The 26008-nt window shown below is 40.7% G+C and carries 27 protein-coding genes and 2 pseudogenes; 7 read left to right on the top strand and 22 right to left on the bottom strand.

The window, feature by feature from the left end:
- Complete coding sequence (locus FTT94_RS03875; protein ID WP_180170270.1) at positions 1-969, bottom strand: lysophospholipid acyltransferase family protein; 969 nt, start codon at positions 967-969, stop codon at positions 1-3.
- 128 nt (positions 970-1097) lie between these two features.
- Here FTT94_RS03875 and sppA point away from each other — a divergent pair, with 128 nt between their 5' ends.
- A complete protein-coding gene (gene sppA / locus FTT94_RS03870) occupies positions 1098-2123 on the top strand; it encodes a signal peptide peptidase SppA (protein ID WP_180170269.1) in 1026 nt (341 codons plus the stop codon).
- Positions 2120-2929, top strand: coding sequence for an alpha/beta fold hydrolase (locus FTT94_RS03865; protein WP_180170268.1), 810 nt, complete (start codon positions 2120-2122; stop codon positions 2927-2929). The genes sppA and FTT94_RS03865 overlap by 4 nt, the downstream gene beginning before the upstream one ends.
- Positions 2930-3002: 73 nt before the next feature.
- On the opposite strand, the gene purN is transcribed toward FTT94_RS03865, so the two are convergent.
- Positions 3003-3632 (bottom strand): phosphoribosylglycinamide formyltransferase, encoded by a 630-nt coding sequence (gene purN, locus FTT94_RS03860; RefSeq protein WP_180170267.1) that lies wholly within the window; start codon positions 3630-3632, stop codon positions 3003-3005.
- A gap of 9 nt (positions 3633-3641) precedes the next feature.
- Entirely contained in the window at positions 3642-4712 is a 1071-nt protein-coding gene (gene purM, locus FTT94_RS03855) for a phosphoribosylformylglycinamidine cyclo-ligase (protein ID WP_078190382.1), read from the bottom strand.
- A 134-nt stretch (positions 4713-4846) separates the two neighbouring features.
- Between purM and cxpE the strand changes: the two genes are divergently transcribed.
- The 4 genes from cxpE to FTT94_RS03835 all read left to right on the top strand — a co-directional run bounded on the left by cxpE (position 4847) and on the right by FTT94_RS03835 (position 11156).
- Positions 4847-6064: a chloramphenicol efflux transporter CxpE gene (cxpE, locus tag FTT94_RS03850; protein WP_180063182.1), complete on the top strand. Its 1218-nt coding sequence runs from the start codon at positions 4847-4849 to the stop codon at positions 6062-6064.
- An 18-nt stretch (positions 6065-6082) separates the two neighbouring features.
- Positions 6083-6787: a DnaA regulatory inactivator Hda gene (hda, locus tag FTT94_RS03845; RefSeq protein ID WP_078190380.1), complete on the top strand. Its 705-nt coding sequence runs from the start codon at positions 6083-6085 to the stop codon at positions 6785-6787.
- A gap of 118 nt (positions 6788-6905) precedes the next feature.
- A complete protein-coding gene (gene rbtA / locus FTT94_RS03840; protein ID WP_180170266.1) occupies positions 6906-8717 on the top strand; it encodes a rhombotarget A in 1812 nt (603 codons plus the stop codon).
- A gap of 24 nt (positions 8718-8741) precedes the next feature.
- Positions 8742-11156 carry a CSLREA domain-containing protein gene (locus FTT94_RS03835; RefSeq protein ID WP_180170265.1) on the top strand — a complete coding sequence of 805 codons (2415 nt, stop codon included), beginning with the start codon at positions 8742-8744 and terminating at the stop codon, positions 11154-11156.
- A gap of 85 nt (positions 11157-11241) precedes the next feature.
- Here FTT94_RS03835 and FTT94_RS03830 read toward each other — a convergent pair whose 3' ends face one another.
- From FTT94_RS03830 to FTT94_RS03810, 5 genes are all read right to left on the bottom strand, one after another.
- Entirely contained in the window at positions 11242-11646 is a 405-nt protein-coding gene (locus FTT94_RS03830; protein ID WP_180170264.1) for a DUF3106 domain-containing protein, read from the bottom strand.
- Positions 11636-11956 carry a hypothetical protein gene (locus FTT94_RS03825; protein WP_180040175.1) on the bottom strand — a complete coding sequence of 107 codons (321 nt, stop codon included), beginning with the start codon at positions 11954-11956 and terminating at the stop codon, positions 11636-11638. Before FTT94_RS03825 ends, FTT94_RS03830 begins: the two co-directional genes overlap by 11 nt.
- Complete coding sequence (locus tag FTT94_RS03820; protein ID WP_180021974.1) at positions 11953-12567, bottom strand: RNA polymerase sigma factor; 615 nt, start codon at positions 12565-12567, stop codon at positions 11953-11955. Before FTT94_RS03820 ends, FTT94_RS03825 begins: the two co-directional genes overlap by 4 nt.
- 160 nt (positions 12568-12727) lie before the next feature.
- A complete protein-coding gene (locus tag FTT94_RS03815; protein WP_180170263.1) occupies positions 12728-13504 on the bottom strand; it encodes an RNA methyltransferase in 777 nt (258 codons plus the stop codon).
- A 52-nt stretch (positions 13505-13556) separates the two neighbouring features.
- Positions 13557-14531, bottom strand: coding sequence for a class 1 fructose-bisphosphatase (locus tag FTT94_RS03810; protein WP_078192041.1), 975 nt, complete (start codon positions 14529-14531; stop codon positions 13557-13559).
- Between the two features lie 184 nt (positions 14532-14715).
- On the opposite strand from FTT94_RS03810, the gene FTT94_RS03805 reads away from it, so the two are divergent.
- Positions 14716-14913, top strand: coding sequence for an NF038105 family protein (locus tag FTT94_RS03805; RefSeq protein WP_078190373.1), 198 nt, complete (start codon positions 14716-14718; stop codon positions 14911-14913).
- 265 nt (positions 14914-15178) lie between these two features.
- Here FTT94_RS03805 and pal read toward each other — a convergent pair whose 3' ends face one another.
- The 14 genes and pseudogenes from pal to FTT94_RS03740 form a co-directional block, all read right to left on the bottom strand.
- Positions 15179-15748, bottom strand: coding sequence for a peptidoglycan-associated lipoprotein Pal (gene pal / locus FTT94_RS03800; protein WP_180170262.1), 570 nt, complete (start codon positions 15746-15748; stop codon positions 15179-15181).
- 68 nt (positions 15749-15816) lie between these two features.
- Positions 15817-17100 carry a Tol-Pal system beta propeller repeat protein TolB gene (tolB, locus tag FTT94_RS03795; RefSeq protein WP_171319182.1) on the bottom strand — a complete coding sequence of 428 codons (1284 nt, stop codon included), beginning with the start codon at positions 17098-17100 and terminating at the stop codon, positions 15817-15819.
- Between the two features lie 190 nt (positions 17101-17290).
- On the bottom strand, positions 17291-17812 hold the full coding sequence (locus FTT94_RS03790; RefSeq protein WP_180170261.1) for a TonB C-terminal domain-containing protein: 522 nt from the start codon (positions 17810-17812) through the stop codon (positions 17291-17293).
- Positions 17813-17860: 48 nt separating this feature from the next.
- Positions 17861-18163: pseudogene (locus FTT94_RS16605) on the bottom strand (cell envelope integrity protein TolA); the annotation flags it as partial.
- A 279-nt stretch (positions 18164-18442) separates the two neighbouring features.
- Positions 18443-19810 (bottom strand): cell envelope integrity protein TolA, encoded by a 1368-nt coding sequence (gene tolA / locus FTT94_RS03780; protein ID WP_180170259.1) that lies wholly within the window; start codon positions 19808-19810, stop codon positions 18443-18445.
- Positions 19811-19813: 3 nt separating this feature from the next.
- Complete coding sequence (tolR, locus tag FTT94_RS03775) at positions 19814-20263, bottom strand: protein TolR (protein ID WP_078190369.1); 450 nt, start codon at positions 20261-20263, stop codon at positions 19814-19816.
- The gene (gene tolQ / locus FTT94_RS03770) at positions 20263-20961 is read right to left on the bottom strand and encodes a protein TolQ (protein WP_078192037.1); all 699 of its coding nucleotides are present in this window, start codon (positions 20959-20961) and stop codon (positions 20263-20265) included. The genes tolR and tolQ overlap by 1 nt, the downstream gene beginning before the upstream one ends.
- Before the next feature lie 27 nt (positions 20962-20988).
- A complete protein-coding gene (gene ybgC / locus FTT94_RS03765; RefSeq protein ID WP_078190367.1) occupies positions 20989-21396 on the bottom strand; it encodes a tol-pal system-associated acyl-CoA thioesterase in 408 nt (135 codons plus the stop codon).
- A gap of 66 nt (positions 21397-21462) precedes the next feature.
- Positions 21463-21588, bottom strand: coding sequence for a hypothetical protein (locus FTT94_RS16600; RefSeq protein ID WP_257223222.1), 126 nt, complete (start codon positions 21586-21588; stop codon positions 21463-21465).
- A gap of 24 nt (positions 21589-21612) precedes the next feature.
- The gene (locus FTT94_RS03760) at positions 21613-22260 is read right to left on the bottom strand and encodes a hypothetical protein (protein WP_180170258.1); all 648 of its coding nucleotides are present in this window, start codon (positions 22258-22260) and stop codon (positions 21613-21615) included.
- 97 nt (positions 22261-22357) lie between these two features.
- A complete protein-coding gene (gene ruvB / locus FTT94_RS03755; protein ID WP_180093671.1) occupies positions 22358-23365 on the bottom strand; it encodes a Holliday junction branch migration DNA helicase RuvB in 1008 nt (335 codons plus the stop codon).
- Between the two features lie 219 nt (positions 23366-23584).
- Complete coding sequence (gene ruvA, locus FTT94_RS03750) at positions 23585-24187, bottom strand: Holliday junction branch migration protein RuvA (RefSeq protein ID WP_168378057.1); 603 nt, start codon at positions 24185-24187, stop codon at positions 23585-23587.
- A gap of 110 nt (positions 24188-24297) precedes the next feature.
- A complete protein-coding gene (locus FTT94_RS03745) occupies positions 24298-25638 on the bottom strand; it encodes a deoxyguanosinetriphosphate triphosphohydrolase (protein ID WP_180009963.1) in 1341 nt (446 codons plus the stop codon).
- Between the two features lie 278 nt (positions 25639-25916).
- Positions 25917-26008, bottom strand: a pseudogene (locus FTT94_RS03740) (IS5/IS1182 family transposase); the annotation flags it as partial.

Here is a 26008-nt window from a genome sequence, read left to right as displayed (position 1 = left end):
TTATTCAGCCACTGTCATTGCTTGCTGTTGTTGATATTCCTCACGAATATCATGAATGCGTTGAGCAGCCTCTTCGTCACTAATATTGTATAGATTTCTCAATTTTGGATTGGCTTTAAAGCGTTTATAGCTCCAGTGATAATGCTCTGGGTAACGATGGATTAAATCTTCCACTGCTTTAAAGATAACCATTGAGCCATCATCTGCATTACCTTGATAAATATTGTCATCGATAGGTTCGATATGCATATCAAAACCATGATTATCATTGCGAATAGCATAAAGTAGGAGTGCACGTGCTTTGGTTTTTTGAATCAGTTTGGCACTTAAATTACTGGTTTTTAATGGGATGCCAAAATAAGGGATCATTTCGCCGCCGGCATTTGGCGTATGGTCTGGCAAAATCACTGTCGTCCCACCTTGTTTTAAGGCTTTGAAAATTTGACGTACACCTGATTCATCGGTTGGAACCAATGTGGCTTGCTCGCGGCTTCGTGCAGCACGAACAAAATTGTTGGCAGATTCACTTTTTACCGGCTTGTACATGATGGTCATTTGAGTGTACTGCGCAACCCATGCATTCATGATTTCCCAAGTACCAAAATGTGGTACTACGAGTACAACGCCTTTTTGTAGGGCGAGCGCTTCATGTAAATATTCAGCGCCATGTACGTGATGAATTCGTTGAATATTTTTTTCTGTACTTGCACCCCAAATGTTAAAAAATTCAAAATAAGAACAAAGTTCGTTTCGAATCGCTTGTTTAGTGAGTTGAATGCGAGCTGACTCTGATAATTCAGGCAATGCAATTTTAAGATTGCGTTGAATCGTAGAGTAGGTTTTAGAGATTTTTAAAACATTGACTAACCCAGCCAAACCTTTTGCAATTAATCTAGAAATTTGAATAGGTTGACGGCTGATAAATTTTAACAGGTGATATGTGGTGTCCTGTGAATTTTGGTCGGTCATCTTGTTTAAGTCTGATACAAATGAAAGAAAATTTAAAATAATTATAGGGGAAAATGAATTGATTAGACAGTTATAGCGATTAGCGTGTATATAATGACTACAAATTAACGATTAACTAGGTTTTTTTTATGTCCGAATGGCCACCAAAACCTGAAGAAAAACAGCAAAGTTCTTCAAACAATATCCAGCAGCCAACTGGAAATGAATGGAAAATATTAGAAAAAGCCGTGCTTTCTTCCGTTGAGGAACAACGTAGAGCACGTAGATGGGGTATATTTTTTAAATTTTTAACCTTTGCTTATTTGCTATTTATTATCATTGCGATGGCAAAAAGTTGCAGCATGTCATCATCAGATCCTGCAGCAACAGTGGGCTCACATATTGCCGTGGTTGATATCATTGGGACCATTGCAGCGGACAAGCAAAGTGTAAACAGCGCAAATACCATCAAAGCTTTGAAAAAAGCTTATGAAAATAAACAAAGCAAAGCGGTTGTTTTAAATATTAATTCACCGGGTGGTTCACCTGTTCAGTCTGATGAAATCTGGCAAGAAATTCAGTACTTGAAAAAAGCCCATACCGATAAAAAACTGTATGCCATTATTGGTGATACTGGTGCTTCAGGTGCGTACTATATTGCTTCTGCCGCAGATGAAATTATTGTCAATCCTTCAAGTTTAGTGGGTTCAATTGGCGTGATCATGCCGAACTATGGCGTTAGTGGTTTGATGCAAAAGTTTGGTGTAGAAGACCGCACCATGACTTCGGGTGAGAACAAAGCGATTTTATCCATGACTCAACCTGTCGATGCTGCACAAAAAGCACATGTTCAAGGTGTACTCGATAACGTTCATGCGCATTTTATTAATGCCGTGAAAGAAGGTCGCGGTAAGAAATTAAAATCGAATGATCCGGCTATTTTCTCAGGTTTATTTTGGACAGGTGATCAGGCTGTGAAGCTGGGTATTGCTGACCGTACAGGTAGTTTAAATAGCCTGAAACGTGAGTTGAAAACTGAAAAAGCTGTGAACTACACCATTGAAAATAGTCCATTTGATTCTGTACTTGGTCGTATGGGAAGTTCATTTGGTCAAGGTTTGGCAAGCGCATTGTCACAACAGGTTCAATCTGAAAACAGCACGAAGTTACAATGAAACCGTTAATTCATTTTGCGCACGCCAATGGCGTGCCATCACTGGTTTATCAAAAATTGTTTGATTTATTAAGTGATGAATATGATGTGATCTATGTGCCGCTACTTGGGCCAGATAAGCGTTACCCAATCGATAACCATTGGAAGAGCTTAACACAGCAAGTCATTGATAGTATTGTACGTCAGGCCAATGGTCGTAAGGTGATTGGATTAGGTCACTCATTAGGTTCGGTTTTAACATTTCAGGCTGCGTTACAACGCCCAGAATTGTTTGAACAAGTGTTAATGATTGATCCGCCTATGATCATGGGGAAAGAGTCTTTTGCTTTGCACATTGCAAAACTCCTCAAACTTAAAGTCCTCGATAAAATGTCGCCCGCAGGCTTGTCGAAACGTCGTCGTGATCATTGGGACAGTCGTGAACAAGCAGCGGAGCTTTTAAGGCCGAAAGGTTTTTATAAAGATTTCGATCCAGACTGTTATCAAGCTTATATTGATTATGCATTGATGGACGATAAACTGCGTGGTGGGGTGGAATTAACGATTTCACGTGATGATGAGGTTCATATTTTTCGAACAAACCCTTCACTGTGGTGGTTACCTCAGGCTCAACCACAAGTGCCTGTACAGCAGTTAATTGCAGAGCAAGGACCATTTTTGGCTCGGCACTTTCCACAAATGGTCGAGAAAAAATTTGCGATTCCATTTAAAGTGGTTGGTGGGAGTCATATGTTTCCATTAGAAAAACCAGTAGAAACGGTGGAGCTGATCAAACAAATGTTAGCGGTTCATGCCAAACATGAATGATTAAATGTAGTCAAATAAAAAACGCATCCAAGGATGCGTTTTTTATTTCTATTTAAAATAGATAAAACTGATTTTAAAACTTGCAGAATTGAATAGGTTCTTGCATCGGTTGATTGCGATATAACACCCCATCAGCAGTATGTTGGATCGTACCATTACAGATCCATTCTGCGACTTGAGGGTAAATCACATGCTCAAGCACGTGAATGCGATCTGCCAGACTTTCAGCATGATCATGCACATTGACTTTAAGTACGCCTTGAGCAAGCGCTTGACCAGCATCCAGCTCTGCAGTCACATAGTGAACTGTACAGCCATGGAAGACATCACCGGTGTTTAAAACACGTTGATGAGTATGCATTCCTTTATAATTTGGCAGCAGAGAAGGGTGAATGTTAATCATTTTTCCTTCCCATGCTTTGACAAATTTTGCGCTTAAAATGCGCATAAAGCCTGCCAAAATCACCAAGTCAACATCCCAGTCGAGCAGTTGTTGATGCATCACATCATCAAAAGCTTCACGACTTGGATATTGCTTATGTTCAATGACTGCAGTTGCAATATTTGCTTTTCTTGCACGTTGCAGTGCAAAAGCGTCAGGTCTATTGGAAATCACCCCAACGATTTGACCTGATAGATTGGCATCGATCAGGGCTTGCAGGTTAGATCCGCTACCTGAAACAAGTACAGCAATTTTAATCATGAACGTTGCTTATGCGAAAACTACACGGATTTTTTCGTCAGCGCCTTCAACAGATTCAGCATTATCTGCAATGTGACCCATTGTGAATGCTTTTTCGCCAAGGCTATTGAGTAATTCAACAGTTTTGTCAGCATCGGCTGCATCAACCACGAGAACCATACCTACGCCACAGTTAAATGTGCGGTACATTTCAAATTGTTCAACACCACCTTCTTTTTGAAGTAGTTTGAATAATTCTGGCCATTCCCAAGATGCTTCATTGACTACCGCTTGAGCACCATTTGGCAGTACGCGAGGTAAGTTACCCGGTAAACCGCCGCCTGTGATGTGCGCCATAGCGTGTACATCCACTTCTTTCAATAACTGAAGAATTGGTTTTACATAAATACGTGTTGGTTCCATTGCTGTATCTGCAAGTGGACGACCATCAACGATTTGAGTAAGGTCAACGTTTTTCACATCTAAAATTTTACGAAGAAGTGAGTAACCGTTTGAGTGTGCGCCAGAAGATGCAACACCAACTAAAACGTCACCCGCTTTAACTTTAGAGCCATCAATAATTTTGCTTTGCTCAACTACACCTACGCAGAAACCTGCAAGGTCATAGTCTTCGCCTTCATACATACCTGGCATTTCAGCAGTTTCACCGCCAACCAATGCACAGCCTGCAAGTTCACAACCCGCACCGATACCAGTTACAACATTTGCTGCAACGTCAACGTTGAGGTGGCCAGTTGCATAGTAGTCAAGGAAGAACAGTGGTTCAGCACCACATACAAGAAGATCGTTTACGCACATTGCAACCAAGTCTTGACCAATTGTGTCATGACGGTTCAAATTCAATGCTAAACGCAATTTTGTACCAACACCATCTGTGCCAGATACGAGAACAGGTTCTTCATAACCTTTAGGAATTTTACAAAGAGCGCCGAAGCCGCCTAGGCCGCCCATTACTTCAGGACGTGCAGTACGTTTCGCGACAGATTTGATACGATCGACTAACGCGTCGCCCGCTTCAATGTCGACACCTGCATCTTTGTAGCTTAAACCAGTGTTTGGGGTAGAAGTTGAGTTGCTCATAATGAAGTCTCCGCATTCGCGCGGGGATTATAACCTGAATATGCAAAACTCTTATGCTATTTCGCACTAAAATGTTATCTTTATTAAAATATTTTCCTTTCTATAACGATTACATTGAAAAAAGGTGACTTTATATGGGTGATCGCACCTTGCGCCGAATATTTATTCTTGCTGGGATAGCATTGATCATATGGGTTTTATACTTATTAAAGCCTGTAGTTGTTCCTTTTATCGGCGCATTTCTAATTGCATATTTATTTAGCCCTTTAGTCGATAAATTACATAATATTGGCTTGCCGCGCTGGTTATCTATCAGTTTGGTCTTTATTGGAATTGGTGTTGCTATATTCCTTGCAATGTGGTTCCTCGTACCACTGGTATGGGAACAGTTGATGTATGCGAAAAACAATATTCCAAGCAATATTCATTGGGTCAACTATACATTCCTGCCGTGGTTATCAGAGACATTTAATCTTGTACCGATGGAAATTGATACAGAGCAAATGTCAGCAGCGATCATGGAGTATATTCAAACCAACTATAGTGCAGACAGTATCCAAGCCATGTTGTTAAAAGTGGCACAATCGGGTCTGAATTTCATACAGATTGGTGGCACGATTGTCTTAATTCCAATCATAGCTTTCTATTTCTTATTAGATTGGGAACGAATGTTAGAAAACATGCGTCGACTTATTCCACGTAAATATGAAAAAAGCACGCTCACAATCGTGGGCGAATGTCATGAAGTTTTAGGTGCATTTGTAAAAGGCCAATTCTTGGTAATGTTCTTATTGGGCGTTGTATATGCGGTTGGACTTCAATTGGTGGGTATTGAGGTCGGCATCATCATCGGGATGATTGCGGGTCTAGCCAGTATTATTCCGTATTTGGGTTTTGCGGTTGGTATTATTTCGGCAATTGTGGCTTGCCTGTTCCAATTCGGTTTGGATTGGGTGCATTTGGCCTTAGTACTGGTGGTATTCATGGTAGGGCAGGCAATAGAAGGTTATATTTTACAGCCTTTCTTATTAGGCGACAAAATTGGTTTGTCTCCTGTGGCAGTGGTATTTGCAGTCCTTGCAGGCGCGCAATTGGCAGGACTCCTCGGAATGCTCATTGCACTACCCGTTGCAGCGATTATTGTGGTGTTATTACGTCATGCGCGTGAAAATTATGAGAAAAGTAATTTATACCGAAATGATGTACTTGTGGTGAATGATGCTGAAATTGGCACATTAAGCGTAGAAACCAATCAAATTGCTGTCGATATTGAGCTCAAAAATCAGTCTGCAAATTCGCTGCAAGATCCTGAAATTTCGAGTAACATTGAACGATCAGAACATAAAGATTGATAAGGCCAAAATATAGATATGCGTCAATTGCAGTTAGATATAGAACCCCAGCTCGATGCCCGAATTAGTGATTTTTCTGGGCCGAGTTGGGGACATGTAATCGATGGTGTACGTCAATTACATGCAGGATTAATGAATCGTTTCTATATCTATGGTGGAGCTGGTACAGGAAAAAGCCATTTACTGTCTGCAATATGTGATTCTTATTTAGAAATTGGCAAATCAGCAATTCAAGTTTCATTGCTTGAACTGCTCGATGCGCCCACTGAAGCGATTACTTCACTAGATCGCTATGACTTGGTGGCTTTAGATGATATTGAAGCCATCAGTGGAGTTCCACATTGGCAAAAAGCCGTTTTTCACCTGATTAACTATAATAACGAAGAAGGTGGTCAATTGGTCTTTTCATCTCGACTGGCGCCAATTGAACTCAAACTTGAACTGCCAGACCTACAGTCTAGATTAACTCAGGCTGTTAGTGTGAAAGTGCCGAATGGTAGCTTATACGCAGACCGTCAAGCGCTCGTTAACTCTGTTTTAGCGCGACGTGGCATCCATATGGATCAACAAATTGTGGATTATTTGTTGGCACATGGGCCGCATCAGGCGTCTATTTTACTTCGCTCTTTAGAACAACTGATTCAGATGTTAAAAGGTGAAAAAGTCAAATTGAGTCATGCAAATTTAAGACAGATTTTTGCCCTAATTGATGAATATCGGTAAGCAATAAAAATTCTTGAGTAATTACTCAAGCTGTGACAAAGTACGTAAAAATATTTTAATGTTGCAAGGATTGTGCAACTTAAGAATAAAAAGATAAAAAATATTTAAGGAGATGGATATGCTCAAACAGAGCATAGGCATTGGCATGCTTCTCATGGCAGGTCATGCATTTAGCGCAGAAATTATCGTTACAACCACTGAAGATGTTGTAAAGGATGACAAGGAATGTTCACTTCGTGAAGCCATAGAATATATCAATAATGGTATGCCAGAAGCCGGATATAATGGTTGCGGGGGTAAAGACGCCTATGCCTCAATTTCTCTGAAAAAAAATGAAGTTTATAAACTCACTAAAAAAATTGATATTAAAGCAGAACTGAATCTGAAAACGGCGTATGGCAGTAACGTCAATGAAGATGTCGTACTCGGTCTTAATAATGCCGTCATTGAAATGACGGGTAAGGATCAAATTTTTAATATTAATGATGGCGAAAAAGAACTAATTGCGATCAATTTTAAAGAAATTTCATTTAAAGGATGTAAGCAAGATCAATGTGCTGATAAAGGCGGCATCATTTTTAATAATGAAAAACTCACACTTGAAAATGTAAAGTTTGAAGATGGCTATGCACGACTTGGTGGTGCAATCTACAATGTTGGATTTTCAGAAGATGGCGCAGCTGTAGCGAGCCGTCTATATATACGAACCACGATTTTTCAAAACAACAAAGCGGTAGATGGTGGTGCAATTTACTCAGAAGCACCGGCTTATGAAATCTATACATCTTTGTTCAAAAATAATGAAAGCACTTCTGGTCGAGCGATTGTTTACAATCAAAATGGGCTCGCAGACATCAGCAAGTTGGTGTTCAGTAATCCTCAAAATATTATTGCCAATAGTACCTTTTTCAAAAACAAAGGTTTTGCTGTCAACTTACGTGATGGTTTAGCACTCAATAATATTACAGTACTGAAGAACAGTGGCGGTATCGAACTAAATAGTACCTCTGAGCATGCTTATTTAGCCAATAGTGTGGTGATTGGTAATGCGCTCAGTGGTACCGCTCAAGATTGTAAAGTCGTGAACTCAGGAACAGACCAATCTGTTTTTTATAACAACTTAGTGGCTGCGAGTTGTCCTGTTGGGCCTGCTGCAAATTTAAATGATGTATGGTCTGGGACGAGTTTAATTGCGGGTGAAGATGAAGGTAGCTGTAAAACCTTAACAGAAGATCGTAATGCACTTTTCTGTCCATTTACCACAGCAAATAACGCATTTATTGGTTATTTACGTCCTCGTATTTTATTAGATTACGAAACGATTTTCTCAAGCCCGATATTAAATAAGGGGAAGACCACAGCAGATGGCAATGAGCATCATGTGTATTGCGAGTCTTCTGATCAGCGTGGAAAAAATCGTAATTTGGATGATGTTTGGTGTGATCGTGGGGCTATAGAAATTGTGGTTCCTGTGAGCATGCCTCGATTAGGTAAAGACATTCGTACAGGTGAAGTAGCCAAGTTTAATATTTTAGATGCATTAGGTGACAGTGATTTAATTCCAAAAGAAGAATGTTCAAAAGTGATGGGTATGGCAAATTCAACGGGTGAGCCATGGCAAGATGGTTGCCCAATAATTGTACAAAGCACCGAATCTAAAGGTAAATTTACACTGAATTTGAATGGTGATTTTGAATACACGCCAAATGGAAATTGGCATGGCGCAGATATTTTTGAATTGCGTGTGGTGACGTCTTCAACCCGTTTTAATACTTCGGCAAAAAATTATTTAGCTGCAGAAGTGCGTATTTTCCAAGAACCAAACAATGAAATGGAAAGTAAAACCGTTAAAACTTCGGGTGGTGCTCTAGGCTGGGCGAGTATTTTTGCGCTGCTTGGCTTAGTTGGATTTCGTCGCTTTAAAAAATAGTCTGGATAGAATTAAGGACAGCACATGAAAAATTATAAAAAAGGATTGCTGGCGGTCATGGTCCTTGCGGCTATGTCATCTATGGCAGCGACAAGTAACATCATCAAAGTTACGACCTTTGATGATGAAAATGGTGAAAATCTCAATCAATGTTCTTTACGTGAAGCGATTGAAACTGCACGTAAAAACAAATCTTTTGGTGGATGTAATGTCGGTAATCCAAATAATGGGCAGACCGATTATATTCAACTTGAAGCAGGTGAATATCTTCTGACCAAAGGTGAGTTAGTTCCTCTAAATCAGATCGTGATAGAGGGGAAAAGTCGCTTTAACTATGATTCAAAAAATTTACTGACGCAGAAATTTCCTGCCTATGAAGATATTAGAACGACGATTAATGCCCAAGGCAAATCGCGTATTTTTAATACTTCACGCTCAGAAGCCAACTTTATCGTCAATAATGTACGCCTTACTGGCGGGATGGCAGAAGACCGTGGTGGTGCCTTGTATTTAGGGGGAGCATTTACCTTAAATAATGGTGCAATTGAAAACTCTCAGGCCAAAGTTGCTGGCGGTGCGATCTACTCCGTTGCGCATAATATGTCGAAAAAAACATTATTGGTGAGCAGTTTAGTTCAGGGTAACGTCGCACCTAAAGGTAGTGTGGTAGCTATGGACTGTATCGGCAACTTGGGGGATACCCAGCCTGAAATTGTGTTCCAGCAAAGCAGTATTATTCAAAATGGTTCATCGACGAGCAATAGTGTGATGGACTTCTGTGGAAATGCCAAAGTTGAACTGACAGCAAATACGATTGCAAAAAACCAAGCAAATCCAAATACGGGTAGTATTATCCGTGCCATTTCTCAGGGAACGGAACGTTTAAGTGCTTTTTCTAGCTTCGTTTTAACCAGTAATACAATAGTCGAGAACAATGCGGCTAGTACCTATTATTATGATAACAATGGTACAAAGGCTTGGTATTTCAATGTATTGGCCTACAATACTGGTGGTAAATCTTGTCGTTATCTCAATAACGCTGTACCTGATAATAGTCAAAAATTTGTTGCAAGTAATAACGCTTTTGAACTGGCAGCCGCACAGTGTGATTTACCCGAAAGTGTGCTGAATAGTACGGAAAGCTTTCTGCAAAACCATGACGTAAGTAGCTATGCTATGGGCACTTTATTAAGCGCCCTACAAACAAAATCTGCTTATAATTTGTATTTACCTTTGTATTACCCGAAAGCAATCGGCAGCGGTTTTGACTTGATCAATCTTGGCTTAGAAGGTTGTAGTGATGCGGATCAACGGGGTATTTTGCGGATCACAGATGGTACTTTACAGTTATCACCTACGCAAAGAAACACATGTGATATTGGTTCGGTTGAGTTAATGAATTTAACCGCAGCAGATATGGCAGATATTACCAATGAGTCTTTAACAGCTCTGCAAGATAAGTATCAAAATACAATTGATGCTTTGAAAAAGGATATCGATGATCCTGATTATGCAGAATACAAAGTTGCCAATCAGGATGATTTAACAAAGTACGAAGCGGTATTAAGTGCATTAAAAAATAACCTTAAATATCGTGCGGTTTATTTTGATCCGTTCCCGGCATCATTACCTCAAGAAGAGTCTGTGAATGGTAGTGCTGAAACACGACAAATTGCCTTAAATGCTGACAACTATACCGTGACGACTTCACCAATCGGCATCGGTAGTGAAATTACGGTGTCTAGTACAGGCGAAGCAAGTATCGTAGGTAATCCACCGCATGACCTGCACTGTGATTGGGATGCGGGAATAAAACAAATCGTTATTTATCGCACCAGTGGGGCAACAACAGCACCTACCGAATACGGTTTTTGTAAATATACGCTAAAACAAAAGACAGGGAGTCAGGCGGAATCCTCTGGTGTAGTACGTGTGGCCTTTAAAAATATGACCCCAGTGGCCAAAGCTGCTCAATATACGATTAGTCCGTCAAATAATTTGTCTGTTACAGTCAATAATTTATTAGAAAATGCTAATGATGATGGTGATGGTCCAGTTACATCTATGCCAGCGGGCAAATCGGTATGGCATAAAAATGAAGAAGGTCAAATTATCCCAATTCGTTTTACGAAAATCCCAGCAGGTTTAAACTTTGAAGCTGAGTATAGTGGCAGTTGCCCAGCAAGTTATTTAAAGGAAACTTGCTACGGTGGCAAGATTACCTTCTCTGTAAAAAATGGCTTTAGTCAGTTTGACTATCCTGTTGAATATAGCGTTATTGATAGTGATGGCATTGCATCAAGCAATGCAATTCTGACTCTTAAGAATACCGCGAAAAACACCAACTCTTCTTCTAGCGGCGGTGGTTCGATGGGATTATTTGGGCTGTTGACACTGATTGGTTTAGGTATGTATCGTCAACGTCGGTTGAGCAAGTAATACAATAAAAAAGCCTCGATAAGAGGCTTTTCATGGCTTAACTAATTTAATTGATTTGATTTTCGCAACATGCTGCTGTTTTAGATTAGTGAGCGACAGCGATAGGCTGTAAATATTTGTTGATATACTCATCGCGAATAGCAGGTCGTTCATCAGGACTAGCTTTTTGCATACGTGTCGCGAGTTCTTTACGTTCTAAAGTACTCATTTTTTGCCAAGTTTCGCGCATACGTTGCTTTTCACTATCTGGAAGTTGAGTGAACCAATCCATGCGCTGTTGCAAGCTGACACGTTGATCTGCAGGAATCTCTTTGAGTGCCTGATACTTTTTAATTAAAGCCTGTTGTTCTGCTTCAGATAGCGAATTCCAAGTTTCATTGACTTGAGTATCTGCATCTTTTGAAAATATCCAAAAGCGATCAAAGCCAGCAAAACTGGTTTGCAAAAAACTAAAAGCACAGAATGCAATTGCTAATTTTTTAGCTGCCATGTGGAACTTTGTCCTCACCCAGAACCATCAACATTTCAAGATCTTCTACCATTTGAGGGGAGAGCTTAGGGGTTGAAATCACCTGATTTTGTGGTTTGTCATCCAGTACAGTCGCATTCGGTAAAATGACAAAACCTGCAATTGCTGCTGCAAGTGCAAAGCCAGATATTTTCCAAAAACCATAACGTGAAGTTTCGTGCTGATGAATATCTTCAAGCACGTTATTCATGACAGTTGCTTTGTCTTTGTGGTGCTGTGCGAGTCCATCAAGTTTGGAAGTTACTTGCTTTAAGAAATCATCTTGTTTCATTCGGATGATCCTCCCATATGTGGATTCAAATGTGCCAAAGCGGTACGTAAACCTTGAATGGCACGGTGGTAATGTGTTTTCACACTGCCTTCGGAACAATTCATAATTTCTGCAGTTGTATGTGTATCAAAGCCTTCCCAAGCTCGCAACATAAATGCTTGTTGCTGGCGGACTGGAAGTTCTGCGATAGCATTTTGTATTTCTTCTGCAGTGACAGCCTGATCCAGAAAGTCGAAAGGGTTTGGTGTAGATTCATCTACCACATCCTGTATTTCGACATCATCGTCATCTAGGCTGACTTTTCTAAATAAGGAAAACGGCTGCGAACGACGTGCTTCTTTTCGACGCCAGTCTTGCAGCTTGTTATTTAAAATGGTGTAAAACAGGGGATACCATTCCTCTGTGGATTTTTCAGCATAAGCTTTATGTAAGGAAATAAAGGCTTCTTGCACCAAGTCCATGGCAATGCCATGTTGACCGTGCGTTGCACTTTCCATCATTACTAAAGCACGCCCCGTCACTTCATTCATGAAGTTTTTCAGGCGAGACTCAGCCGTGCTTTTTAAAACACTGCTGTCTTGCGTCTCGGACTTTTTGGGTGCTAAATCCATAGAGATGGAAAATCCTGTCATCGGATACCCACCATTATTTCCATATTCATATACAAATAACGATGGAAATAACGGTTAGGTTGACAAAAAGAATTATTATTTTTTCTAGTGTAGTCTATTTTTTTCAGGCTTAAGCGCTAAATACAATAAAATAACGATTTTACTGACGCTGACGTACCATTTCAAAAAAACAGATCGAGCCAGCAATGGCTACGTTTAACGATTCTTGACCACCCGGTTGAGGAATCGCAACGGCTTCTGCATGTTGTAATGCATACTCAGAAACACCTTGACCTTCATTGCCTAAAATCCACACACATTGTTTGCGTAAATTTTTGCTATATAGGTTTTCAGACTGATGTGAGCTTGTTGCATACACTGGAATTTTGAATTTAGTCAAAATATCTTCAAGGGCAATATTTTCAAAGGTATTTAATGAAAAATGTGCGCCCATACCTGCGCGTAATACACGCGGTGACCAGAGTGATGCAGAGCCTTTGGTACAAACAACTTGCTCAATACCCGCCGCGGCAGCAGAACGGAGTAGGGTGCCTACATTACCGGGGTCTTGAATGTTGTCTAAAATTAAGGTGTCTTCACTGAAGTTAAGCGCTTCACTTGAACTTGGTAAATCCACAATCGCTAAGCAAGCAATAGATGTTCCAAGTGTACTGATATCTTTATATAAAGATTCACTTAGAATAAACACCGCACCTTGATATTGTTCCGCAATGCGGTCGAAGTCGGAATGGTTAATTGCTTGTTCAGTGGTGAAAATCGATTTGATTGGACGTTTTGAGTCTAACCATGACAACACCAAGTGTGTGCCTTCCAAAACAGTTTGACCTTGTTTTTTACGGTAGGCATTTTGTTCAATTAAGCCACGGAGGTGCTTAATTTTCGGGTTGTCTTTTGATTCGAGATAAATCAGAGCCATGAGGGAGATATCCACGAAAGTCAGTAAAAATACTGACTTTCGTTATAAGAAATTAATTATGGTATGACGTAACTAGGTCAACTTCGTTTTTAGAACCAATAATCACAGGAACACGTTGATGAAGTTCTGTAGGTTGGATGTCTAGAATGCGGACACGGCCTGTTGTAGAAGCACCGCCAGCTTGTTCCATTAACATACTCATTGGGTTTGCTTCATACATTAAACGTAGACGGCCTGCTTTTTTCGGATCTTTGAAGTCGTATGGGTACATGAAGATACCGCTACGGCAAAGAATACGATGAATATCACCCACCATACATGCGACCCAACGCATATTGAAGTCTTTTTCACGCGGGCCAGTTTTACCTGCAAGAAGTTCGTCGATATAACGTTTTACAGGTTCTTCCCAGTGACGTTGGTTCGATGCATTAATTGCATATTCTTTAGTGTCTGCTGCAACCGCAATCGCATCTTTAGTTAATAAGAATTCTTTGCTTTCTGGATCAAAAGTAAAGAAGACTACGCCAGCACCGACAGTTAGAGCCATCATTGTTGATGGGCCATACAGTACATAACCTGCAGCCGCTTGGTTAACTCCCGCTTGCATGAAATCTTCAGCTTGCGTTACCGCATTTTTTGCAGGAAGAATTGAGAAAATTGTGCCGACACACATGTTGATATCGATGTTGCTTGAACCATCTAATGGGTCGAACAAGACAAGATAATCGCCATTTTCTTGAGCTGGTGTGAATTCATCTAATTCTTCAGATGCCAAACCACCGACATGTGGATGAACTTTTAATGCATCGATGAGGTAATCATTTGAAATGACATCAAGTTTCTTTTGTTCTTCACCTTGAACGTTTTCGTGTTGCGCGCTACCCAATACACCAGCCAAAGCACCTTTTTGTAAAAGAAGGTCGATGTCTTTGCATGTATTACCAATTGTTTCAATAACTTGTGCTAATGCAGGAGTAAGATTACCACTTTGTTGTTGTAGAAATTGGGAAAGGGTGAGATTTGACATAACCGGAAAACTCCAAATATTAATTTATCAAAAATGATAAAAATGTGATTGTGCAACATTTTAGATGAGAACGATGGAAAAGAAAAATTAAACTAGACTATTTGTCGTGATTTTACCCTTGCAAGTCCTGAATAACATGCTATGTTGAATCTAATGTATAAATCGAAAGACAGGGAGCACAACAATGACCACACAAAAATTTGATGCGACTCCGACTGCAACTGAGGGATTGAATTTAGACGATATTTCTGCGGATACCGTAAAAGCTGCTTGGAGCAGTTACGAAGCTAAAGCAGAGTATAAAAAGTTCAATAAACATGACCTCATTGAGTCGATGCAAACAGAAAAAGAAAATGCTGAACATCCAGAAGCAGAAGCGTAATGATTTGGATTGTTAAGCTAATTTTCTAGTTGGTAAAGCTAAGGATCTCGTTTTAAAAGTCGTTCATTTGCATTTTTAATTGGTATTTTCTTAAAGTTCTAAAGCCGCTAACTGAATTTATCCTGAGTTAAAGGGCTAAATTGAGTTAAAGCACAGAACGTTGCAACAGAACGATGAAAATGAAACGATATAAATTAAATGATACGGGTTAAATAAAAAAGCACTCATTAATGAGTGCTTTTTTTAGCTCAGACTTTTTCAAGTCTTATTTAAGTAGCGGAGGAACAGCTTCGTAGTTAATTTCTACGCGGCGGTTTTCTTTCCATGCATTTTCATCATGACCCGCATTGATTGGCATTTCTTTACCATAGCTGACTGCTTCAAGCTGGTTAGGGTTTACACCTGTTGTAATCAGGAAGCTTTCAACAGCTTTGGCACGACGTTCACCAAGCGCCATGTTGTATTCACGAGTACCACGTTCATCGGTATGACCTGTTAAAGCTACGCGTGAGTTTGCATTAGCAACAAGGAACTGTGCATGAGCTTGAAGGGTTTGTAAGTCTTCATTGCTAAGCTCTGTACTGTCGTAGTCAAAGTGTACTACGCGCTTCGCTAAAAATGCTTTATTCGCTTCAGTTACACCTTTAGATGATGCACCGGCTAGGTTTTGTGCATTGAGTGCTGCATCTTCACTTAAACCAGAAGTGTTTACAATGGTTGAGCCATTTGGGTTTTGTCCTGCTTGTACGTCTGCTGCAGGTTTACGGTTGGCACAACCAGTCATTACTAATGCTGTAGCTAAAACAGGTAATGCAATCAGTTTCATCGCTTTCATATTGATCTCCATGACGGTTATTTATGATGTTTCATTAAAAAGTTATTGTTGAATAAATCATGCAGTGTTTATTTCGGTGCCCAAGCTGGTTCACGAACTTCACCTTGTTCACTTGGTAAGTTCATGCGGAAACGACCATCTAAAGACATGATCGAGAGCAAACCACGGTTTGCTTCACGCGTTGCGTACACCACCATTTGACCATTTGGTGAGAAGCTTGGGGATTCATCTAAACTTGTTGGCGTTAAAATATTCGTTACACCAGAACCAATGTCTTGAACCGCAACTTTATAGTTACTACCGCTAGGACGATGTACCAAAGCTAATTTTTTACCGTCCGCACTTAACGTACCACGTGCATTGAAAGCGCCACGGAAAGTCAAGCGTTTGACACTTTCAGCACTTAAGTTGTAGGTGTAAATTTGTGGAGAGCCACCACGGTCAGAGGTAAAAATAAATGATTTACCGTCAGGGGCATAACGTGCTTCTGTATCAATCGCTGTGTCATTGGTCATGCGTTTTAATTGGCGAGTCTGTAAATCCATCTGATAGATTTCAGGATTGCCATGCATCGATGCGGTAAATAACATTGATTTACCATCAGGTGAGAAGCTTGGTGCACCATTCAGGCCACGGAAACTTGCTACTTTTTCACGGTTACCACTTGCTAAATCTTGGATGTAAATCGCAGGGCGTTTGGTTTCAAATGAAACATAGGCTAGCTTTTTCGCATCAGGCGTCCATGCAGGGGACAAGATTGGATCACGTGAAGTCAAAATGGTACGGGGTTGTTCACCATCCGTATCTGCAATTTGTAGGGTATAGCGCTGATCTGGTGTTGCTGCATTACGCAATACATAGGCAATACGGCCGCTGAAGTCACCTGGAATACCCGTTAAAGCTTGATAGATTGCATCACTGATCATATGCGCTGCTTGGCGGTAACGTGAAGCAGGTACAGTGAGTAATTCATTTAACAGGTATTGTTTTTTTTCAACATCATACAGCTGGTAGTGAATTTCATAAGAGCCATCTGCCGTTGTTTTTGATGTGCCGGTCACGACATAGGGTACGCCTGCAGCTTTCCATGCTTCTGCATTAGGTGAATTTATTGTTGCAGTTGCAGGTAAGTTTTTAGAGGCACTGGTAAATTTACCTGAGCGGTTCAAGTCATTTTCAACCACTGGATAAATATTTGAGTCATTACTAAAAGGCACGATCGCAATTTTAGGTGCTTCTTCAGGAGCTTTAGTGATTTCGAGGTGAAGCTGCGCATGCGTTTGAGTCACTAAAACTGGGCTCAAAGCAGTGAATACGGCTAAGCAAAGAAGATGTTTACGCGTCATTTCCATCATTCGCTAATTACTCTAAAAATGTGAGTTATTGTCTGTATTTGGTTGTGTCACATAATGGCATGATTTTGAATTATTAAAAGCACAACATTATGATTAATCTGTTATTCGTCTGTGAATTCGTGTGCAAACATTTTCGCTCATGCTGGCGCTTTAATTAAAAAATAAACTCTGTGTAGATTCAAGATCATTATTGGGATTGAAACAACATATAAATGAGGCGGGCTTCATGTTGAACATCTGGATGTTCAGGCAAGTCAAAAGGCGCGGAACTGTAAACGGCTTTTTCAATACTGTCTTTAAATTCCTGATTGGGCGCGTAGCTAACGATGATCTTTTGGACTGAACCTGATGGGCTTAGGATAATTCTGGCACGGGCTTCTTGCCCAGTTGAATTTGGCGGAGCTTGCCAATGACCCAAAATTTTTAAAGATATGGCGTGTTTTGCAACGGACGCAATCGCTCTAGCTTCAGCTTTTTTTGTTGCGCACTCTTCAGCTTTTTGATTTGCTTCGGCACGTTTTTGTTCATATTCGGCTCTTTCTTGCTCCGAATATACCCTGGCTCTAGCCTCTACTGCGTTCGAGGAACGCGCGGCTATTTTGTCGGGCTGATTCTGAGCAGCTGATTGAAAACTGGTAGGGTTTGCAAAGCTGAATGATGAGCAGCCTGCCATTACAGAAAATAGAAACAAAAATTTCAAATGTGCCATAAGTTGTAATTAGTCCAATGATCAATTTAAAAATTTAAATGGGTATCGTTATTTCGCTATAAATTTTGTTATAAAAATGCGCGCTTGTTTACGTGCCTCTGGATCAGATGGCATCGGATATGGTGCAGCATCGCGAACGGCAGTTTCAATACTGGCTTTCAAATCTGGATCGCTAGAATTGATAATAATAGAATGTACACGTCCATTGTCTGCGAGATTAACACGTACAGATGCCGATTTTCCTGTAGAACCTTTGGGAACTTGCCAAGCACGGCGAATTTTATCTGCAAAATCTTTTTTTGCTGTGAGAGCAATTTTTTTGGCTTCTGCTTTTTTCTTTGCCTCTTCTTCATTTAAAGCATCTGGAATGGTTTTAAGAGGCGTTTTTACGTCCTGTACTGATTTCTCTAGTTGAGTTGTTTTAGCATGATCCATCAGCAAAGCATCAAATTGTTCGGATGATATATTTTCAGGCGTTGCCGAAGAGGGGATATAAATTGACCGACTTTGAGCAATTGTTTGGCTGCAAATAAGTAAGAGTGTAGAAAATAAAAAAAGTGGTTTCATCTTTTATGATTCTTTATAGAAGTAAATAAAAAATCCCCACAATGTATGCAGGGATTTTAAAAATTAACGTGCAGATGTGAAAGTTGAGGTAATTGAACGAGCTTCTCGTCTAGCATCAGGATCCGATGGCATCGGATAAGGTGCGGCTTGACGAATAGCCGCTTTAATACTGGCTTCCATATCAGGATCACTTGAATTCACAACAGCAGATCGAACTGAACCATCATCATTTAGTTGAATGCGAGCAGTTGCTGTCTTACCTAATGAACCACTTGGCGTATCCCATGCACGACGAATTTTATTTTCAAAATCACGTTTAGCAGTTGAGGCAATTTTCTTCGCTTCAGCCTTTTTCTGCGCAGCTTCTTCAGCGGCTTTGCGCGCAGATGATGCTTTGGCTTCCTTAGCTGCACGTTCACGCGCTTCGGCATCGGCTTTAGCCTTTGCATCTGCCTTGGCTTTTGCATCGGCATCTGCTTTACGTTTTGCAGCTTCTGCATTGGCCTTGGCTTTCGCATCAGCATCTGCTTTACGTTTTGCAGCTTCCGCATTGGCCTTAGCTTTGGCATCAGCATCTGCTTTACGTTTTGCAGCTTCCGCATTGGCTTTAGCTTTTGCATCGGCGTCTGCTTTACGTTTTGCAGCTTCTGCATTGGCCTTAGCTTTTGCATCAGCATCTGCTTTACGTTTTGCAGCTTCCGCATTGGCTTTAGCTTTCGCGTCTGCATCTGCTTTACGTTTTGCAGCATCCGCATTGGCCTTGGCTTTTGCATCTGCATTGGCTTTTGCCGTTGCTGCAGCTTTGGCTTTGTCAGCTTCTGCTTTTCTTAAAGCATCGGCACGGATTTTTTCAGCCTTGGCTTTGGCATCAGCATCGGCTTTACGTTTAGCGGCTTCAGCATTGGCTTTGGCTATCGCATCGGATTTGGCTTTAGCTGCATCTTCTGCACGTTGACGCGTAGCTTCTGCTTTCGCATCTTGCTGTGCTTTTAATTTTGCTGCTTCGGCAGCTTTCGCTTGATCTTGAGCGCGTTTGGCCTGATCAGCGGCTTTTTGTTCAGCAAGCTGCTGTGCTTTGGCTGCGGCAAGTGCTTGTTGTGCAGCGAGCTGTGGATCTGCTTTCGGTGTTTCGACAGGCTTAGGCGGCGCAGCCGTTGGAATTTCGGGAGTGGGTTCTACACTCGGTTCTGCGGTTTGGGTGATGTGTTCAGCAACATTTTCATGTGCTGTTTCATCAAACTCAGTGACTTCACGTGTTACAGGTTTTAAATCTTCCGGTTTTACCAAAACAGTGGTTATTTTTTTAGGGGGCTCAGGTGGTTTACTCATGCCCAGATAAAGCAAGCCAACCACTGCAATGACATGCACGCCAAGCGTGAAGCCTATTGCAACAGCTTTTTGTTTAAACGGTGGCTTTTTCAAATTGTTCATAAATTACTTTAATGGCTCAGTCAGTAAACCTACTTGTGTTAAACCTGCATCTTGAAGGGCAGACATGAGTTTCATGACTTCACCATAAGGACGAGATTCACTGCCGTTAATCAGGACACTCATTTGCTTTTTCTGTTCGTTGGCTTCATTTTGCGAAGCAGTTAAAACAGATTTTAGTTCATCGAGTGTGAGTACATCATTCTGATGATTTTTATCTTCGAGTTTGATCGTCCCATCCGCCTCAAGTGTAACAATCGCAGGGCGATCTTCCGCTTGCATAGGCGTGCCATTTGCCTGTGGTAAGTCGACTTTGACACCTGTGGTGATCATAGGTGCAGTGACCATGAAAATCACCAATAGAACTAACATGACATCAATATAAGGTACGACGTTCATGTCACTTTTTAATGGTTTTTTGATGCGCTCAAAGCGTCCAGAACGTTGAATAGCCATTAGTCATTGTCCTGAGTTGAACCTACAGACTGGCGTTGTAATAACGCAACCATTTCTTCGGCAAAAAGCGCACGGTCGTTATAAACGGCTTCACCTTTGGCTGTGAAATGGTTAAATGCAAGTACAGCAGGAATTGCCGCAAAAAGACCAATGGCCGTTGCAATCAATGCTTCTGCAATACCAGGAGCAACCGTAGCAAGGGTGACTTGGTCAACATCTGCTAAACCAATAAAGGCGTTCATAATGCCCCAAACGGTACCGAATAAACCAACATAGGGTGCAACCGATCCAATACTCGCAAGCGCCCCTAAACCATTTTCTAAATGTCCTTGGTCACGGCTTAAACCCACACGAAGAATACGTTCTGTACCTTCAATGGATTGTTCTGCGCTGGCATTACGCTTTTTAAGTTTGAAAAACTCGCCTAAACCTTGATAGAAAACATCTTCGAGGCCAACACGTTTCGAGTTGAGCTGAGCATTGTTGTATAAAGTGTTGAGTTCGGCGCCAGACCAAAAGATTTTTTGGAAATGTTCATCATCGGCCTGCGCTTTTTTATAACTCATGTGTAACTTGGCAATCAGATACCAACTGAATAACGAAGCTAAGAGCAGCAGGAGCATTACCAGTTGTACGACAGGACTTGCTTGTAAGATGAGGTCTGAAACTTTGAGTGTTGATTCTAGTTGAGTTGCCATAGTTACTACATGTGCCAAATAATTTTTTTAATCTTGTTCCAATTCTTTCAGAATCAGTTCACGTATTTCATCAGGAAGGCGACGGGGTTTCATCTCTGCACTGATACATGCCAATTCTACCTCACCTGATGCCAGCATAATATCACCACGATAAATATTTTGTTGCAACACAAATGACGTAGCCTTACACGAAACTACACTTGCTGTAACAGTAATCAGGTCATCCATTAATATAGGACGTGAATATTTCACATTAATTTTATGAACGACAAAGTTGTAATCTTTTTGATGCCAATAATGGTCTACACCTGAAGCGCGCAGCCATTCTGTGCGGGTACGTTCCATAAAGCGAATATGATTTGCGTGGTAAACAATGCCACCTGCATCTGTATCTTCAATATATACACGAATGTTGAATTCGAATTTATTCGCCATGAGAGTGTTCCGTCTTTATAAAATCTGAAAAATATTGTTCTGCACTTCAGCATAGAATTAGAGCATTTAAAAATGGCGATAATTCAATGATTCGTCAAGTGCTTCAATGACGGGCAGTTTAGCACCGTGAGTCATCAGTCCAATGGCACAAGGTTTCAACTCACGTAAATCTTTAACTTTCGTAGTTGTCATTATTGGTTAAAAAAGAGACTACTTTTAATTTGTTTGTTCATCTAATTTAAATTTTGCATCGACAAAATCCTGTAGATGAGCTGCTAAATATCCCGCAATATGAAAGTGAGTTTCTTCCATTTTCTTTTTCTGTTGCTTTGGGAGTAATGCCTTTAAAGATTCATACATATACGTTAAGCAGCAAAAGCCAAGGCCAATAACTAACATAAGTAAAAGTTTATTAGCTAGATCTATCCAGAAAAACACATAAACGAGTATGACTAAAGCAAAGAATGAGAGGCTGAAATAAAATGTATTAATTTTTGCTGGCTTAAAGTTTTCCTTGACCAAAACTTGTACGTCGTCGTGATAGTACGTCCCAATAAAAATGAGGGCAGAAGTATAGTTGAAGCTCAGGTTTTTTATACGATATGCAGAAGGCGATTGCTTAATAGTTAAGATGTTATCTTCATCTACTTCTATAGTTTCTTTGCTAAGAATGTTTTCACATTCGACAGTGATAAAATAATTGTATTCAGTGTGGAATAAACTTTCAAAATCACTCATTTGTTTAGGGCTAAATGAACTGATGGGTTGTTCTCTGGGAATGTTTTCAATGGCACTGTCTAATGGAAGGTTTTGAATGTATTCGCTATTAATTTTGTTAATTATTCTATTCTCAAGATTTATCATTTTAGTTTGCTGTTTGTAGTGGATTGAATTTATTTAAAAATTTAAATAAACATTCAGGGAGAATTTAACTCCCTGAAGTCGTTCAGTGAATAATCGTCTATTTATCTTTCGGCTCTGGTGGTGTCATACCAAACTGTAAATAAGCCATATTGGTGGCAATACGTCCACGTGCAGTACGCATGACATAACCTTGCTGAATGAGGTAAGGCTCGATCACATCTTCTAGCGTCCCTGAGTCTTCTGCCATAGCTGCAGCCAAAGCTTCAACACCTGCAGGGCCGCCGTCAAAACGTTCTAATAACATTGAAAGATAACGACGGTCTAAAGTGTCTAAACCATCTTTATCCACATTCAACATATCTAAAGCACGTTGCGCCATTTCTTGGGTCACTTCGCCTGTACCTTTGACTTGGGCATAATCTCGAACACGGCGTAATAAACGGTTGGCAATACGTGGCGTACCACGTGCACGACGTGCAACTTCCAGTGCGCCATCTTCAGTAATCGGTACATCCATTAAGTTGGCTGAACGAGTCACAATATGCGTTAAGTCTTTGACAGAATAAAACTCTAAACGTTGTACGATACCGAAACGGTCACGTAAAGGAGAGGTCAGTAGGCCTGCACGAGTCGTCGCTGCCACAAGGGTAAAAGGTGGTAAATCCAGTTTGATCGAACGGGCAGCAGGGCCTTCACCAATCATGATATCCAGTTGGTAATCCTCCATCGCTGGATAGAGAATTTCCTCGATGACCGGTGAAAGACGATGGATCTCATCAATAAATAAAACATCACCTTCTTCGAGGTTGGTTAGCATTGCAGCCAAATCGCCTGCACGCTCAAGGACGGGGCCTGATGTTGATTTTAAGTTGCCGCCCATTTCACGGGCAATAATATTGGCCAGTGTGGTTTTACCTAAACCCGGTGGGCCAAAAATTAAGGTGTGATCAAGTGCTTCTTCACGGCCACGCGCAGCACCGATAAAGATTTCCATTTGTTCACGGACGACAGGCTGTCCGATGTAGTCATCAAGGGAAGTTGGGCGGATGGCGCGGTCGAAGTGGTCTTCGGGTTTTTCTGAACCACTGATAAGACGGTCTTGCATATAATTAAATCAATCTCTGGCTGAACTTTCGAGGCACAGCCTCAAGTTGTGATTTGTGTTAAGGTGCCATTGTGTAGGCATTGCTTTACTTTTGAAAGATCAAAAGTAACAAAAATCTTGTGTTGGATTGAGGATATATCCTTATATCCCAATCCAACATGGCGACATCCATGTCGCCTTCGTGTATCCAATTTAGGTGTATTGGTATGTCTATTTGAATTATTTATTCATCGACTTAAGTGCTGCACGGATAATGTCGCTGGCTTCAGTAAAGTCACCTTTGGCAGCATTCACTAATTTTTGTGCTTCAATTGGTTTGTAACCTAATGATTGCAATGCCGCCTCAGCTTCGGCAACTGCAGAGTTGCCTGTAAATTGAATTTGTTCAACAGTTGAATTGGTTGGTGCAGTGCCTGAAGCCATGGCTTTAAAGCGATCACGAAGCTCAATCATGAGGCGTTCAGCGGTCTTTTTACCCACACCCGGAACTTTGACTAAAGTGTTTACATCTTCATGTTCAACCGTGTGAATCAGCATTTCAACACTTAATGTTGATAAAATGCCCAGTGCCATTTTAGGGCCTACGCCGTTAACTTTTAAAAGTGTGCGAAAAATCAGTTTTTCTTGAGCATTGCTAAATCCATACAGCAGTTGTGCATCTTCACGAACAGCTAGATGTGTCCACAGGGTAATTTTTTGACCTTTTTGTAGTTGGCAAAATGTTGAAAGTGGGGTGTCAATTTCATAGCCCACACCATTTACATTGAGTAATACCGTTGGTGCTTCCAATGCCAGCACTTCGCCAATTAAACATCCGATCATGTCATTTATTCACTTTATTTCAGTTTAGTCTGAGCCATTTGCTCAATTTCAATTTGTTGTGAGATTAGCGTGAAGGCCAGCGAATTACTAGCCTTCACATTTTTTCAGGTTTAAAAGAAACCAACTTTATTGCCTTGAAGTTCTTGTGCAAGGTTATAAGCCTGATGGTCTGAAAATTTAGAGATAATATCCAATACTTGCATGATGTTTTCATAATGCAACGGCCCAAAATGTGCCCCCGAACGGTGAAGAATGGACATCAGTCGTTGTTCTTTAAAACTCAAAGTTTTATTTGGCGTAGTTAGAGGAATAAAGGCATCTAAAATATTTTGTAGACTTTGATGCGCAATAATCTCTAAGCCGGCTTTTTGTGGATGTTCAAAAATTTTATCGCGGGCTAATTCTTTTGCTCGGTTAATTCCACGCTCAATATCTTCACTGCAATATTGCAATAAACTGCCTTTAAGTTGACCTGACAAAATTTCATGATGATGGCGGGCGAAGGCTGTCGTGACTTCTTCGACTAGACGTTTCATCACACGACCACGTAATGCAGCTATTTTTTGTTGCCAAGTGGTATCAGTCATCGCCAATTCGGCAGGTATGCCATAGTCACCGACCAGATCAAGGAAAATTGGCTCAACTTCGTTATAGTTCAACATGTTGAGGATAATGCCATCTTCAAGGTCAATTAAGGCATAACAAATGTCATCTGCGGCTTCAAGCAAATAGGTCAACGGATGACGACAGTAGTGATATTCGCCCAGTTGAATTAAACCGAGTTGCTCTGCAATTTGCTGCAAGATTTCTTTTTCTGCCTGATAGCAGCCAAATTTAGCCCGTTGGCTTGCAGGTTTATTGCCTTGCGATGCAATGGTTTTTGAAAGCCACGGGTATTTTAAATATGCACCTAAAGTTGCATAGGTTAAACGCATACCACCATCATTCGGATGATAATCAATTTTAGTCAGTAAACGTAAACCTTGGGCATTGCCTTCGAACTGTCTCACGTCGGCTTCTTCTTCAGGGCTTAAGTCCTGTAAAAAGTTGGTGTGTGATGCATCATCAAACCATTCTCGAATAGCATATTCACCTGCATGGCCAAAAGGTGGATTACCAATATCGTGTGCCAAGCACGCAGCTTGAATAATTGCACCGACATCGGCAGGTGAAATCCACATCGGGAGTTCATCTTTAATTTTTTCAGCCGCGAGCATCCCCAATGAACGTCCAATACAAGACACTTCTAAAGAGTGAGTCAGGCGAGTATGAATGCCATCATGTTGGGTGAGGGGATGGACTTGGGTCTTGCGGTTTAATTGTCGAAAGCTTTGCGAAAAAATAATGCGGTCGTAGTCTTTGTGGAAAGGGCTACGTGCCTGTTCAGAGCTATGTTTATTACTACCAATACGAACTGTAGAAAGCAGTTCAAGCCAACGCATTTGAGTCATTTATCATTATTCAGTTATTTACTAAAAACTATGATGCCAAACTTGTGACTAAAGTAATAGTGGGTCGCGTCATAGCTTGACACTTTATTTAAGGGTATCGGTGGAGGTATAGAGTTATTCGTATTAAGGTAGGGTGTTTTTAAGATAAATATTATTCATTGGCCAGACTATTCGCTGATTCAAACCGATTGGGAATGTCGCCTTGAAAACCTCAAAATTCTAAATTTGATATTAATTTTCGATTAGGGTGTGTTGACATTTACAGCCGATAAATTGAGCTAAAGAGGCAACCATATAAATATACAAGCTAAAGCAACAGCGCTTTGATAGTTACGTTTTAGCTTATCGTATCTTGTGGCAATTCCTCTAA

The sequence above is a fragment of the Acinetobacter sp. YH12027 genome, from assembly GCF_013420085.1.
Lineage (GTDB): Bacteria > Pseudomonadota > Gammaproteobacteria > Pseudomonadales > Moraxellaceae > Acinetobacter > Acinetobacter amyesii.
The sequence above is the reverse complement of the archived record's forward strand: the minus strand, read 5'-3'. Positions and strand labels throughout refer to the sequence as shown.

Bases quoted from the DNA above. Each gene is read 5' to 3' on its own strand.
- pal (WP_180170262.1), bottom strand. From the start codon at position 15,748: ATGAAAGCGATGAAACTGATTGCATTACCTGTTTTAGCTACAGCATTA.
- hda (WP_078190380.1), top strand. From the start codon at position 6,083: ATGCGTCAATTGCAGTTAGATATAGAACCCCAGCTCGATGCCCGAATT.
- FTT94_RS03865 (WP_180170268.1), top strand. From the start codon at position 2,120: ATGAAACCGTTAATTCATTTTGCGCACGCCAATGGCGTGCCATCACTG.
- FTT94_RS03805 (WP_078190373.1), top strand. From the start codon at position 14,716: ATGACCACACAAAAATTTGATGCGACTCCGACTGCAACTGAGGGATTG.
- ruvA (WP_168378057.1), bottom strand. From the start codon at position 24,187: ATGATCGGATGTTTAATTGGCGAAGTGCTGGCATTGGAAGCACCAACG.
- FTT94_RS03815 (WP_180170263.1), bottom strand. From the start codon at position 13,504: ATGGCTCTGATTTATCTCGAATCAAAAGACAACCCGAAAATTAAGCAC.
- FTT94_RS03745 (WP_180009963.1), bottom strand. From the start codon at position 25,638: ATGACTCAAATGCGTTGGCTTGAACTGCTTTCTACAGTTCGTATTGGT.
- FTT94_RS03820 (WP_180021974.1), bottom strand. From the start codon at position 12,567: ATGGATTTAGCACCCAAAAAGTCCGAGACGCAAGACAGCAGTGTTTTA.
- FTT94_RS03825 (WP_180040175.1), bottom strand. From the start codon at position 11,956: ATGAAACAAGATGATTTCTTAAAGCAAGTAACTTCCAAACTTGATGGA.
- purN (WP_180170267.1), bottom strand. From the start codon at position 3,632: ATGATTAAAATTGCTGTACTTGTTTCAGGTAGCGGATCTAACCTGCAA.
- tolR (WP_078190369.1), bottom strand. From the start codon at position 20,263: ATGGCTATTCAACGTTCTGGACGCTTTGAGCGCATCAAAAAACCATTA.
- FTT94_RS03790 (WP_180170261.1), bottom strand. From the start codon at position 17,812: ATGGCACATTTGAAATTTTTGTTTCTATTTTCTGTAATGGCAGGCTGC.
- FTT94_RS16600 (WP_257223222.1), bottom strand. From the start codon at position 21,588: ATGACAACTACGAAAGTTAAAGATTTACGTGAGTTGAAACCTTGTGCC.
- FTT94_RS03830 (WP_180170264.1), bottom strand. From the start codon at position 11,646: ATGGCAGCTAAAAAATTAGCAATTGCATTCTGTGCTTTTAGTTTTTTG.
- tolB (WP_171319182.1), bottom strand. From the start codon at position 17,100: ATGGAAATGACGCGTAAACATCTTCTTTGCTTAGCCGTATTCACTGCT.
- tolA (WP_180170259.1), bottom strand. From the start codon at position 19,810: ATGAACAATTTGAAAAAGCCACCGTTTAAACAAAAAGCTGTTGCAATA.
- FTT94_RS03760 (WP_180170258.1), bottom strand. From the start codon at position 22,260: ATGATAAATCTTGAGAATAGAATAATTAACAAAATTAATAGCGAATAC.
- FTT94_RS03810 (WP_078192041.1), bottom strand. From the start codon at position 14,531: ATGTCAAATCTCACCCTTTCCCAATTTCTACAACAACAAAGTGGTAAT.
- ybgC (WP_078190367.1), bottom strand. From the start codon at position 21,396: ATGGCGAATAAATTCGAATTCAACATTCGTGTATATATTGAAGATACA.
- ruvB (WP_180093671.1), bottom strand. From the start codon at position 23,365: ATGCAAGACCGTCTTATCAGTGGTTCAGAAAAACCCGAAGACCACTTC.
- rbtA (WP_180170266.1), top strand. From the start codon at position 6,906: ATGCTCAAACAGAGCATAGGCATTGGCATGCTTCTCATGGCAGGTCAT.
- purM (WP_078190382.1), bottom strand. From the start codon at position 4,712: ATGAGCAACTCAACTTCTACCCCAAACACTGGTTTAAGCTACAAAGAT.
- cxpE (WP_180063182.1), top strand. From the start codon at position 4,847: ATGGGTGATCGCACCTTGCGCCGAATATTTATTCTTGCTGGGATAGCA.
- FTT94_RS03835 (WP_180170265.1), top strand. From the start codon at position 8,742: ATGAAAAATTATAAAAAAGGATTGCTGGCGGTCATGGTCCTTGCGGCT.
- sppA (WP_180170269.1), top strand. From the start codon at position 1,098: ATGTCCGAATGGCCACCAAAACCTGAAGAAAAACAGCAAAGTTCTTCA.
- FTT94_RS03875 (WP_180170270.1), bottom strand. From the start codon at position 969: ATGACCGACCAAAATTCACAGGACACCACATATCACCTGTTAAAATTT.
- tolQ (WP_078192037.1), bottom strand. From the start codon at position 20,961: ATGGCAACTCAACTAGAATCAACACTCAAAGTTTCAGACCTCATCTTA.